We start from the raw sequence: 11,765 nt of genomic DNA, 5'->3' as shown, positions 1-11,765 counted from the left end.
TGAGATGCTTCAGAGATTGTACGCACGACGCGCGAGGCCGACCGCCATCTCCTCGGCGAGCGGCTCCGCCTCGTCGCGGTGGAGGACGCCCTCGCAGACCATCTCGGCGAGGAGCCCGCATTCCACGCGCCGGGACATGTCGTGGCGCGCAGGCAGCGAGAGCAGCGCGCGGGTGTCGTCGTTGAAGCCGGCGTGATTGTAGAAGCCCGCCGTCTCCGTCACGAGCCGGCGGTGCCGGCGCATGCCCTCCGGCGCATCGAAGAACCACCAGGCCGGGCCGATCAGGAGCGAGGGATAGGCGCCGGCCAGCGGCGCGATCTCGCGGGTCAGCGTCGTCTCGTCGAGCGTGAAGAGGATGATCTTGAGGCGCTCCGCGAAACCGTGGCGCTCGAGCAGCGCGTGGAGCCCGCCGGTCCAGTCGACCTTCAGCGGCATGTCGAAGCCTTTGTCGCGCCCGAACGCCTCGAAGATCGCACCCGCATGGTTGCGCCAGGAGCCCGCGTGGATCTGCATGACGAGGCCGTCCTGCGCCGACATGCCCGCCATCTCCGTGAGCATCTGCGCGCGAAACAGAGCCGCGTCCTCCGGCGTGAGCGCACCCGCCAGCGCGCCGGCCAGCAGCTTCTGGCAGGTCTCCTCGTCGAGATCCACGGTCATGGCCGAGGGCGGGCCGTGGTCGGTGGCGGTGGCGCCGAGGTCCGCGAAGACGGCGCGACGCTGGCGCAGCGCCTCCAGGTAGTCGCCCCAGCGCGCGACGTCGGCCCCCGTGAGCCGGCGAAGCTCCGACATCGAGGCCTGGAAGGCCTCGTGCTCGGGATCGGTGACGGCGTCGGGGCGGAAGGTGGGAATCACCCGCCCGCCCCAGCCGCTGTCGCGGATGGCGCGGTGATGGTCGAGCGTGTCGGTGGCGGCGTCCGTCGTCGCGATCACCTCGATGCCGAAGCGCTCGTAGAGCGCCCGCGGGCGGAAGGCGTCGTCGGTGAGGCGCTCGTTGATGGCGTCGTAGGCCCAGTCGGCGGTCTCGGCAGACAGCCGCTTTTCCAGGCCGAGCACCTCGTGGAGCGCGTGGTCGAGCCACAGACGTGACGGCGTGCCGCGGAAGAGGCCGTAATGCGCGGCGAAGGTCCGCCAGCCCTCGCGCGGCGAGGCGACGGGGATGCCGCGGTCGCGCGTGCCGGCGATGCCGAGCGCCTCGTAGGGCACGCCGCGGCTCTGCAGCATGCGGATGAGGTAATGGTCGGGCCAGAGCAGCAGCTCGGCCGCGTCGCTGAAGGGCTCGTTCGTGGCGAACCAGGCGGGATCGGTATGGCCGTGCGGGCAGACGAGGGAGAGGTCGCGCACCCGCGCGTAGAGCTCGCGGGCGAGACCCCGCGCGGGCTCGGCGATCGGCAGGAGGCGATCCGGATCGAGGAGGGGCGTCGTCATCGGGGCGGCTCCAGGAGGTGGGGGAGGGCGCGCTCCCAATCGGCGCGCGTCAGGTCGTGGGCGCCGGCACGCAGGTGCCAGCCGAGGGGGCCTGCAGAGAACGCCGCACCGGCGACGAGGGGTGCATCGGCGTCGATCTCGGGAACGTCGACGCCGAGCGCGCGCCAGGCGGGCGCCGCGGCGACGAGGCCGGCGCGCTCGCCCGCGGGATCGGCCCAGGCATCCTCGGCCGCGCTCGCGGCGCAGAGCCGGCGCGGGGCGATGGCTGCCAGCAGGTCCTGCTGGTCGAGGTCTTCCGGCGGGCGCGGATCGGCGGCGAAGGCGGGCGTCACCCAATGGGGGAAGCGCGCGACGAGCGCCTCCGGCGTCTCGCCGCGGCGGATGGCGGAGGGCCGCACGCCGAGGCAGCCGGAATTGTTGGCGAAGACGCCCGCGATGCGGGTGTCGTGCGCGGCGGCGAGGAGCGCCGCCTTGCCGAGCCGCGAATGCCCGGCGACGACGATCCGGCGGGGATTGATCTCGGGACGGGCGAGGGCGACGTCGACGAGGCGGGAATACGCCCACGCCCACAGCGCGATGGCGCCGGTGCTGGTGACATGCTCGACGGGCTCCCCTCCCCCTCGTGGGGAGGGGTCGGGGGTGAGGGGCGTCGGGTGAGGGGCTCGCCGGTCCCCCGCACGCCAATCGCCTGCATCGACGGCAATGCCTTCTTCTGAACGCCCCACACCCCCGGCCCCTCTCCACGAGGGAGAGGGGAGAGACGGCATCGGCCGCTCGGGTGTGCCCATGAGCGGCGCAATGCCGTAAGCGAACGCGGCGTTCCGATCGTCCGGCGTGAAGGATCCGTAGCACGCCAGCAGCAGGCCGCACCCAGCGGCCTGGAAGAGGTCGCGCGGCCAGCGTCCGGCGTGGCGGCCGCGCATGGCGGGGTCGAGGCGCCCGTCGGGGAAGCCGGCGCTCGTCGCCTCGACGATCGCGTGCGGATCGACGGGGAAGCCCGGTGCAGCGACGGCCCCGAGCGGGCCCGTGAAGCAGAGGCCGACGATCAGGGGCACAGGGCCCGCCGCGTTCGGCGGCAGGAAGAGCGCCGCGTCGACCTCGTGAGTCCGGCCGGCATGGCTCATCACGAGCGTCAGGATCTCGCCGCCGGCCTCCGGCCAGGGGCGGGCGGTGACGTCGAGCCGCTCGGGGGCAGGGGGAATCGCGCCGTAGACGTGGCGGACGAGGCGGTCGCGCCGGCGCGAAATCTCCCCGCAGGGGAGGTCGGCGGCCGCAGGCCGACGGGTGGGGGCGAGCGGGCTCGAAAGCTCGCCCCCACCGGTCCTCGCTTCGCTCGGCCCACCTCCCCTGCTGGGAGGTATCGCGGTCGCATCCGTCATCGGCGCTCCCTCAACCCCCGAAGCCGAGCCGCAGCGGCGCGCCGGCCGTGGCGGGCGTGCCATTGAGCATGATCTCGCGGAACGTCCGCCCGCCGGCGATCTCGATCTCCAGCGCGTCGTAGGCCGGGCGCCAGGCGCCCTCGCGGCTGGCCTCGAGGGACAGGCGCTCGCCCTCGACGCGCATGGCGACGCGGATCAGGCACGAGCCGTCCCCGCGCCAATCGGCGGTCTCGCCGTCGTCCTCGTAGAGCACCGTCTCGGACGCGCCGTCCGCGCCGGGGTGGACGCGAAGCCCGCGCCAGGTCTCGCGCGCGGGGTCGATCCGGGTGAGCTGGCGCGAGAGCGGGATCATCGCGCCCTCGCGCACGAGGACGGGGAGCCGCCCGAGCGGCGCCTCGATCTCGACCTCGCGCCCGCCCTCGAAACGGGCGCCGTCATGAAAGCCGATCCACGCCGTCCCGGCCGGCAGCGGCACGGAGCGGCGCGTCTCGCCCTCGACGAGGACCGGCGCGACGAGGAGGTCGTCGCCCAGCAGGAACAGGTCGTCGCGCGTCGCGACCAGCGGATCGTCGGGGAAGAGCGTGAAGAGCGGCTTCACCGCGGGCGTGCCGTCGCGCGCCGCGCGCCACATCGCGGAATAGAGGTAGGGCATCAGCCGGTAGCGCAGGCGCATGGCCTCGCGCATCTGCGGGATCACGTCCGGGAACATCCACGGCAGGGTGGTGATGCCGGACGACTTCCACGAGTTCATCACCATGCGCGGCCACAGGCTGCACATCTCGGTGAAGCGCACGAGCAGCTCCGGCGTCGGCTCCGGGCCGAGAAAGCCGCCGACGTCGTGGCCCGTGTTGCCCATGGCCGACAGGCCCATGGAGAGGCCCTGCGCGATGTTCCAGCGCAACGTCTTCCAGGCGGTGGTGTTGTCGCCCGTCCAGCTCTGGCCGTAGCGCCCGATGCCGGGGCCGCCCGCGCGGGTGATGGCGTAGGGGCGCTTGCCGGGCGCGATCTCCTGCTGCTCGCGGAAGGAGGCGCGGGTCATGAGCAGCGGCTGCAGCGGACGCGCGAGCGCGAGGTCGAAGGGCTTCCCGAAGCCGGCGCAGCGCGCGTCCTCGTCCCAGATCTCGTACTCGTTGTTGTCGTTCCACACCGTGTCGACGCCGATCGCGAGGAGCCGCTCGCGCATGCGCCCCCGCCACCAGGCGACGCCGTCGGGGTTGGTGAAGTCGAGATGCCCGCCAGGCCCGTCCCAGAACAGCGAGACGGCGGGGGGCGCGTCCGCGCCGTCGCCGTCCTTGACGAGAATGCCGGCCTGCGCCGCCGGCTCGTAATCCGGGTGATCGTCGAGGAGGCAGGGCTTGATGTTGGTGATGGTGCGAAGCCCCGCCTCGTGCAGCGCGGCGAGGGTGCCGGCGGGATCGGGGAATTTAGTCTCGTTCCAGCGGAAGGTGTGGCGCTTGCCGCCGTGCAGCGTGTAGCCCGAGCCGAAGTGAAACGTGTCGCAAGGCAGGTCGTGGCGCGCGAAATCGGCGATGATCTCGCGGATGCGCGCATCCGCGTCCGGCGCATCGGCGATGCTCATGGAGGTCAGCCCGAAGCCGAGCGCCCACTTGGGCGGCAGCGCCTGGCCGCCGACGAGCTTGTCGATCTTGCGCGCGACGTCGAGCACCGAGCGGCCGAGCACGATCCAGTAGTCGAGGTCGCCGTCCTCGGCGCGGTAGCTGCGGAAGGGCGCGTGGTAATTGTCGATCGTCGCGCCGAGATCGAGGTCCGCGGCGGCGAGGTTGTCGTAGAGGATGCCGTAGGCGATCCCCGTCTCGCGGTCGTCGCAGATCAGGATGGGCGCGACCTTGTAGAGCGGGTCGGAGGTCTCCGCGTCGTAGCCGCACGGGTCCACCGCCTCCAGCCGGAAGCGCCGGCCGGTGCGGTCGACCGCGCCCGCCTTGTCGCCGAGCCCGTAATGCCGCTCGGACGCGCGCCGCGCCATGTGGTGGACGAAGGCGTTCGTGCGCCGCGAGAGCATGTAGGCGCCGCTCGGCCTGTCCGAGGCGAAGGGTGCGCTCTCGCCGTCGCGGTGGAAGGCGAGATGGAGCGGGTTCGCGCGGATCGCGACCGCGATGTCGCCGCCCGAGAGCGTGACGACACCGTCCGCCTGGCTCACCTGCGTGTTCGGCGGTGCGAAGCCGTCGAGCGCGTCTCGCGCGCGGCCCTCGTCGGGCGGCTCGAGGCCGTCGGGCGCGATGGTCCAGGTGCGATCGAGGCGCCAGCCCGCGCTGCGCACGAGGGAGACGTGGGCGAGGTCGGGGCCGGCGAGGACGATCGTGAGGCGCGCGCCGTGGTCGGTCTCGACCTCGACGCCGTGGGGGATCTCGCGGACCGCGTCCGCGCGCGCGAGGAGCTTCATGGTCGGCGCATCCTGTGGGGTGTGGCGCTCTTTTGTGGCGACTTTGAAAGCTTCAGTGCGCGGCGGCGGCGAGCGCGTCCGCCGGCGCGTGGTCGGCGCCGTGGGCGACGACGCTGCCGTCGGGCGCGAACAGGTGGACGCTGGCCGACCGCACGCTCAGGCCCACGGGATCGCCGTGGCGCACGTTGCGCTGGCCGGGCTGGTGCACCGTCACCGGCTCCTGGCCGGGGAGGGTGCAGTAGAGGTAGGTCTCGCCGCCGAGCTGCTCGTTGATGTCGACGCTCGCCGCGAGCGGGGCGTCCGTGCCCGGCGCCGCGATGTCGACGTGCTCGGGACGCACGCCCACGGTCAGGCGCTGGCCCTGCGAAAGGCCCGGCACCTCGAAGGGAAGCACCAGGCGGTGCCCGCCGTCGAGCGCCACGACGCTGCCGCCGGTGACGCGCTCGGCGAGGGCGCCCTCCAGCATGTTCATCTTCGGCGAGCCGATGAAGCCCGCCACGAAGCGGTTCGCCGGCTTGTTGTAGAGGTCGAGCGGCGCGCCGATCTGCTCGACACGCCCGGCATTGAGCACCACGATCTTGTCGGCGAGCGTCATCGCCTCGACCTGGTCGTGGGTGACGTAGACCATCGTCGCGTCGATCTCGCGGTGGAGCGCGGCGAGCTCCTTGCGCATGGCGACGCGCAGCTCCGCGTCGAGGTTCGAGAGCGGTTCGTCGAAGAGGAAGGCCTTGGGGTCGCGCACGATCGCGCGCCCGATGGCGACGCGCTGGCGCTGCCCGCCCGACAGCGCCTTCGGCCGGCGCTTGAGGTAATCGGTGATGCGCAGCATCTCGGCGGCGCGGCGCACCCGCTGGTCGATCTCGGCCTTGGGCATGCTCGTGTTCTCGAGCCCGAAGGACATGTTCTGGTAGACCGTCATGTGCGGGTAGAGCGCGTAGGACTGGAACACCATCGCGAGCCCGCGATCGGCGGCGCCTTCGTGGTTCGCCACCTTCCCGTCGATGACGAGCTCGCCGCCGGAGATCTCCTCCAGGCCGGCGATCATGCGCAGCAGGGTGGACTTGCCGCAGCCCGACGGGCCGACGAGCACGACGAAGGACCCGTCCTCCACCGTCAGCGAGATGTCGTGGATCACCGCGACGTCGCTGTAGGACTTGCGGATGTCGCGAAGCTCGATCGTGGCCATGTCAGGCTCTCCGGGTGTCGGTCTGTGTCTGTCGGCGCAGCCCACCTCCTCCTTCCCTGGAGGGGAAGGTGGCTCGGCGCAGCCGAGACGGATGGGGCGCGCGGCACGCGCGTTCGGCGAAGCCGACATGCGGCGGCGGGACGGGATGCCGGGTCTTCCGCTTCGCGGAACGCGTCGCTGCGCGCCGCGCCCCATCCGTCACGCCGCCTCCGGCGGCGCGCCACCTTCCCCTACAGGGAAGGAGGGAGGCGCAGCGCGTCATCTGCGTCGTGGGAATGGGCGACGCGCTCATCACTTCATCCCGCTCGACGCGATGCCGGTCGTGATGAAGCGCTGGAGGAAGGCGAAGACGAGGGCGACGGGCAGGAGCGTCACCACGGTCATGGCCAGCACGTAGTTCCATTGCGTGTTGAGCTCGCCCTGGAAGGCGTTGAGCCCGAGCTGGAGCGTGTAGACCTCGGTCTGGTTGAGCACGATGAGCGGCCAGAGGAAGTCGTTCCAGCGCCACATGATCGAGAAGATCGCCAGCACGGCGAGCGCCGGCAGCGACAGCGGCAGGACGATGCGCCAGTAGATCTGCCACTCGCTCGCCTTGTCCATGCGCGCGGCCTCGATCAGCTCCTTGGGCAGCGTCAGCATGTACTGCCGCAGCAGGAACACGCCGGTGGGCGTCGCAGCGCCGGGGATGATGACGCCCCACAGCGAATTGACCATGCCGAGCGAAGCCACCACGACGTAGGTCGGCACGAGCACGATGGTGATGGGGATCATCAAGGTCGAGATGATGAAGCCCATGGCCAGGTTGCGGCCCTTGAACTCGTAGATCGACAGCGCGAAGGCCGCCATCGAGTTGATGACGAGCGTGATGATCGTCGCGATCACGGTCACGAAGACCGAGTTCCACAGGTAGCGCCCGAACTCGAACTGCTCCAACGGCGTGGTGTAGTTCTCGGTGGCGAGCTGGAACTCGCGGATCGGCTCGCGCGCGTCGATGGGCACGGAGAGGCGCTCGTCCGGGTTCGCCGGGTCGATCATGGTGGCGACGATGCCGATGCGGCGCACCTCGGCGAGCTCGCGCACGCTGCCGTCCTCCATCGTCACGCGGAAGAGGGGGAGCGGGCGCGCGTTGCCCTCGACCTCCACCGTGACCTGCGAGAGCGGCAGGAAGGTCGGCGGGAATTCCTGCAGGCCCGCCTGCGTCTTGAAGGACGACATCAGCAGCCAGACGATCGGCCCGAACATCAAGAGGATGCCGAAGGCGAGGTAGGCGTAGGTCGCCCAGTCTGTCCAATGCAGGCGCTTGCCTCCGCGACGGCGCGTGAGGAAGCCCATCAGGACGCCCTTCTGGGGCGCGCGGCCCTGGCCGGTGGTGGAGGCGGCGGTCTCGGTGGTCATGAGCGGATCTCCCGAGCCCGTTTCAGGCCGCCCCGTCGCGCCGACGCGCGAGGGCGAGCTGCGTGATGGTGAGCGCGAACAGGACGACGCCGAGCACGACGGAGGCCGCGGACGCGAGCCCGAAATTCTGCACCCGGTTGGCGAAGCCCGTATTGTAGATGTACTGCACCAGGAATTGCGTCGCGGTGCCCGGCCCGCCGCCGGTGAGCACGTACACCTCGTCGAAGATCTGCACGGCGCGGATCAGCGCCAGCACGAGAACGACGAGGAGGTTCGGCCAGAGCAGCGGCAGCGTGATGCGCCAGAAGGCGCGCCAGCGGCTCGTGCCGTCCATCTCCGCCGCCTCGTAGAGGTCCGGCGGGATCGCCTGCAGGCCGGCGAGCAGGATGAGCGTGTAGAAGCCCATATGCGCCCAGACCGAGACGAAGACCGACCAGAACATCGCCCAATTGGCGTTCGCGAGCCAGAGGATGCGCTCGAGCCCCATCTCCAGCAGCATTGCGTTCAGCAGCCCGTCGCGCAAAAGGATCCACTTCCAGATCAGGGCGACGACGACCGGCGAGAGCAGGACGGGGAAGAAGAACACCGCGCGGAAGAAGCCGCGGGCGCGGATCTCCTGGTTGAGAACGAGCGCGGTGACGAGCGCGAACAGAACCATGAACGCGACCTGGAAGGTCACGAAGGTCATCGTGTTGTAGACGCCTCGCCAGAAACGGTCCTCGCGGCAGGAGGTCGGGTCGAGATAATTGCCGCACTCGAACAGGAAGCCGTATTGCTCGGCGCCGACGAAGGGGCGCTCGGTCAGGTAGAGGTCCGTGCCGCCCGTGACCGAGTAGCCGAGGTTGATGAACAGCGGCGTGATCACGAACAGGCCGAAGAAGGCGAGGTTCGGCAGGAGGAAGAGATAGGGCATGCGGCCGATGCCGAGGACGCGCTGGAGCGCGGCCATCGGCGGCTCGAACAGCCGCATCAGCGCGGCCCACAGGATCCCGACGCCGGCGCCGGCGAGCTCCTTGAGGCTGCGGCGCTCCTCGGCGGGCGCCGGTCCGGTCGACGCGTGCGACATCGCTCTCTTTCGTCCTTCACCGTAGCGGCACGGGAAATGCGGGGATCGCCGGCGGAGCGTGCTCCGCCGGCGGCCCTTCCAAGTCGGACGCGCTCAGCGCGCGGCTTCGGTCAGCTGGTTCTCGATGTCGGTCTCGATGCGCCCGAACGCGTCCTCGAGGGACATCTCGCCGCCGATCGCCTCGGAGATGCGCGCGATGGTGGCGTTGAACACGATTCGGTTGTTGGTGTAGCCCTGCAGCGCGTAGGCCGCGGACGCCACCTTCGGCACCTCCGCCGCGAAGGTCTGCAGCGCGTGCTCGGCGAGCGGGTTGTCCGTCTGGAAGTCGATGGCCGTCGGGTTCAGCTGCAGGTGGCCCGGCAGGAAGAGCGTGCGGCCGGCGAACTCGGCGATCACCTCGGGGGAGGCGAGGTACTCCATCACCCGCGCGACCTCCTCGGGATGCTCAGTCCCTTCGAGCGCGACGAGCGCGGCGCCGCCGGGCATGCCCGAGCAGGCGGCCGGGCCGCAGGGGTTGGGCACCGCCCACCAGTCGAAGTCCTGGCCGATGTTCTGGGCGAACTGGCCGATCTGCCAGGAGCCCGAATAGTAGAACACCGTCTGCGCGTTGACGAATTCCTGGTTGGCCGGCACGTAGGTGCCGCCCGAGCCCGCGACGAAGATGTCCTTCGCCATGGTGCCGTCCTGATGCCAGTCGTAGAGCATCTGCGCGAAGCTCTCGAAGCCCTCGTCGACGACCGCCGGCTCGCCGGCCTCGTCGAAATAGGCCGCGCCCATCGAGATCGCCGGGCCGGCGATGCGGTGGCCGGAGCGGTCGATGGCGATCGGGATCTGAACGCCCGTCGCCTCGGCGACCTGCCGCGAGGCCTCCGCCCAGTCCTCCCAGGTCGCGCCCGCGCCCGGCAGCTCGACGCCGGCCTGCTCGAACAGCGTCTTGTTGACGAAGGGACCGGTGACGGTCAGCTGCGTCATGTAGCCGTGGATCGCGTCCTCGTTGCCCGGCACGCGCAGCCAGTTCAGGAACGGGCCGAAGCTCGCCTCCCAATAGGCCGGATCCTCGAGATAGGGGCGCAGGTCGAGATAGTACTCGGCGAGCCCGCCGAGGTCGGTGACGCGGGCCATGTCCGGGCCCTCGCCGGCGGCGAGCTGCACCGGCAGCGATTCGAGGATCGCCTGGTACGCCACCGTGTCGATGACGACGTCGATGTCGGGGTTGGCCTCCTCGAAACGCTCGATGAGGTCGGCGAGCACCTCGCCCTCGTTGCCGTCGTTGTACCAGGCGATGCGGACTTCCGTCTGCTGCGCGGCCGCCATGCCGGCGGACAGCGCCAGCGCCGCGGCGCCGGTCATCAGCGTGGTGATAAGCTTCGTCATGTCTCTCCTCCCGAGATTAGCCGGGCTCTCTCGGGCCCGGTCCGTCTTGCCCGTCGCAGGCCGGCTCGAAGACGGCGTCCGCGATCGGATCAGCTCATCGTGTCGGGTGGATGTCAGCGCAAGCACGCGCGGCCCGCAAGCGGTCCGTCCCGTGCCACGCGTCCTCCCATCGCGTTTCGTCCACCGGTCTGCCGCCGGCCGTCGCGCCGATCGTGACGCAGCGTTCGCCGCGCCCCGTCGACGTCTCGAAGTACCGGTATACTAGTGCGCGGGCGAGAAACGTGTCAATCTGTCCCGAGATCGCCGGGCGCCCATCGCGGCTCCCGGGACCGGATACGACCGATACGAGAGCCGCGCGATGAGCGACGTGATCCACGAGACCGAGCTGCGGAGCCTCCTCGAGGCCGGGCGCACGCTCGATTTCAGCCGCTCGGCGGCGAGCCAGATCTACGAGTGGCTCTACGCCGCCCTCGTGCGTATGCGGCTCACGCCGGGCATGCGGCTCTCGGAGGTCGAGACGGCACGCGCCCTCGACGCGTCGCGCACGCCGGTGCGCGAGGCCTTCATCCGGCTGGCCGAAGCGGGGCTCATCGAGGTGCGGCCCCATCGTGGGACCTTCGTCGCCAAGCTCGACCGGCGGCGCATCCTGGAGGCGCGCTTCATTCGCGAGGCGCTCGAGGTCGCCGTCGTCACGCGCCTCGCCGAGCAGGGGGCGGCGCAGGGCGAGGAGGGGGCGCTGCGCGCCGCGCGCGACCTGCTCGCGCGGATGAAGCAGCTGGCGCAGGCGCGCGATTCGCTCGCCTTCAACGAGGCGGACGATCGCTTCCACCAGGTGCTGGCGGAAGCCACCGGCTACGGCCGGATCGCGGCGCTGGTGAAGGCGGAGGAGGCGCACGGCGTGCGCATCCGCGTGCTCAGCCTCAAGCGCGACGAGACCTACGCGCGCATCATCCGCGAGCATACCGCGATCCTCGACGCCATCGACGCCCGCGACCCGCAGGCGGCGACGGCGGCGGTACGCGCGCATCTCAACAACATCCACGGCTTCATCGCCGAGGCCTTCGGCGCGCATCCGGACTATTTCACCGACGACGCCTGAGGCGACGCGTCAGGCTCTCGGCGGCAGGAACGCCTCGTCGACGGGCACGCGCAGGCCGTTGGCGAGACGGTTCGTCTCGTTCGCCTTGGCGGCGACGGCGAGCACCTCCATCAGCATGGCGTCGGTCATCCCCTTCGCCCGCGCCCCGGCGGTGTGCGAATAGGTGCAGTACTCGCAATTGTTCGTCGCCGAGACGGCGATGTAGATCAGCTCCTTCGTGAGCGGATCGAGCGCGCCCGGCGCCATCACCGCCTTCACGCTCTCCCAGGTCCGCCGCAGCTGCGCGGGATCGTGGGCGAGCGCGCGCCAGAAATTGTTGACGAAGTCCGAGCGGCGCGTCGCCCGGATGTCGTCGAAGACCGCCTTCACGTCGGGCGAAGCGTCCTCGTCGGAGACGAGAGGGAGGATCGGCGGGTGCGACATGCGGCGGCTCCAGGGGA

General features: G+C 70.8%; 9 protein-coding genes. 1 reads left to right on the top strand and 8 read right to left on the bottom strand.

Going from position 1 to position 11,765, the window contains the following annotated elements; genetic code table 11:
- Positions 1 to 9: 9 nt before the first annotated feature.
- The 7 genes from uxaC to IEX89_RS02805 all read right to left on the bottom strand — a co-directional run bounded on the left by uxaC (position 10) and on the right by IEX89_RS02805 (position 10,226).
- Positions 10 to 1,425 (bottom strand): glucuronate isomerase, encoded by a 1,416-nt coding sequence (uxaC, locus tag IEX89_RS02835; RefSeq protein WP_188909359.1) that lies wholly within the window; start codon positions 1,423 to 1,425, stop codon positions 10 to 12.
- Positions 1,422 to 2,804 carry a glucuronyl esterase domain-containing protein gene (locus tag IEX89_RS02830; protein ID WP_188909351.1) on the bottom strand — a complete coding sequence of 461 codons (1,383 nt, stop codon included), beginning with the start codon at positions 2,802 to 2,804 and terminating at the stop codon, positions 1,422 to 1,424. Before IEX89_RS02830 ends, uxaC begins: the two co-directional genes overlap by 4 nt.
- Positions 2,805 to 2,814: 10 nt before the next feature.
- Complete coding sequence (locus tag IEX89_RS02825) at positions 2,815 to 5,205, bottom strand: glycoside hydrolase family 31 protein (RefSeq protein WP_188909349.1); 2,391 nt, start codon at positions 5,203 to 5,205, stop codon at positions 2,815 to 2,817.
- Between the two features lie 52 nt (positions 5,206 to 5,257).
- Positions 5,258 to 6,391 carry an ABC transporter ATP-binding protein gene (locus IEX89_RS02820; protein WP_188909347.1) on the bottom strand — a complete coding sequence of 378 codons (1,134 nt, stop codon included), beginning with the start codon at positions 6,389 to 6,391 and terminating at the stop codon, positions 5,258 to 5,260.
- A gap of 291 nt (positions 6,392 to 6,682) precedes the next feature.
- Positions 6,683 to 7,723, bottom strand: coding sequence for a carbohydrate ABC transporter permease (locus IEX89_RS02815; protein WP_188910033.1), 1,041 nt, complete (start codon positions 7,721 to 7,723; stop codon positions 6,683 to 6,685).
- An 85-nt stretch (positions 7,724 to 7,808) separates the two neighbouring features.
- Positions 7,809 to 8,756, bottom strand: a complete 948-nt coding sequence (locus IEX89_RS02810; RefSeq protein WP_244645086.1) for a carbohydrate ABC transporter permease — start codon at positions 8,754 to 8,756, stop codon at positions 7,809 to 7,811.
- A 189-nt stretch (positions 8,757 to 8,945) separates the two neighbouring features.
- Entirely contained in the window at positions 8,946 to 10,226 is a 1,281-nt protein-coding gene (locus tag IEX89_RS02805; protein WP_188909342.1) for an ABC transporter substrate-binding protein, read from the bottom strand.
- Between the two features lie 358 nt (positions 10,227 to 10,584).
- Between IEX89_RS02805 and IEX89_RS02800 the strand changes: the two genes are divergently transcribed.
- Complete coding sequence (locus IEX89_RS02800; protein WP_188909340.1) at positions 10,585 to 11,325, top strand: GntR family transcriptional regulator; 741 nt, start codon at positions 10,585 to 10,587, stop codon at positions 11,323 to 11,325.
- A gap of 9 nt (positions 11,326 to 11,334) precedes the next feature.
- Here the strand turns inward: IEX89_RS02800 and IEX89_RS02795 are convergent, their stop codons facing one another.
- Entirely contained in the window at positions 11,335 to 11,748 is a 414-nt protein-coding gene (locus tag IEX89_RS02795; protein WP_188909338.1) for a carboxymuconolactone decarboxylase family protein, read from the bottom strand.
- Positions 11,749 to 11,765: the final 17 nt, after the last annotated feature.

The sequence above is a fragment of the Salinarimonas ramus genome, from assembly GCF_014645695.1.
Lineage (GTDB): Bacteria > Pseudomonadota > Alphaproteobacteria > Rhizobiales > Beijerinckiaceae > Salinarimonas > Salinarimonas ramus.
This window is presented reverse-complemented; position numbering and strand designations above follow the sequence as displayed.

Coding starts and splice junctions, on each gene's coding strand:
- uxaC (WP_188909359.1), bottom strand. CDS start 1,425: ATGACGACGCCCCTCCTCGATCCGGATCGCCTCCTGCCGATCGCCGAG.
- IEX89_RS02830 (WP_188909351.1), bottom strand. CDS start 2,804: ATGACGGATGCGACCGCGATACCTCCCAGCAGGGGAGGTGGGCCGAGC.
- IEX89_RS02825 (WP_188909349.1), bottom strand. CDS start 5,205: ATGAAGCTCCTCGCGCGCGCGGACGCGGTCCGCGAGATCCCCCACGGC.
- IEX89_RS02820 (WP_188909347.1), bottom strand. CDS start 6,391: ATGGCCACGATCGAGCTTCGCGACATCCGCAAGTCCTACAGCGACGTC.
- IEX89_RS02815 (WP_188910033.1), bottom strand. CDS start 7,723: ATGGGCTTCCTCACGCGCCGTCGCGGAGGCAAGCGCCTGCATTGGACA.
- IEX89_RS02810 (WP_244645086.1), bottom strand. CDS start 8,756: ATGCGGCTGTTCGAGCCGCCGATGGCCGCGCTCCAGCGCGTCCTCGGC.
- IEX89_RS02805 (WP_188909342.1), bottom strand. CDS start 10,226: ATGACGAAGCTTATCACCACGCTGATGACCGGCGCCGCGGCGCTGGCG.
- IEX89_RS02800 (WP_188909340.1), top strand. CDS start 10,585: ATGAGCGACGTGATCCACGAGACCGAGCTGCGGAGCCTCCTCGAGGCC.
- IEX89_RS02795 (WP_188909338.1), bottom strand. CDS start 11,748: ATGTCGCACCCGCCGATCCTCCCTCTCGTCTCCGACGAGGACGCTTCG.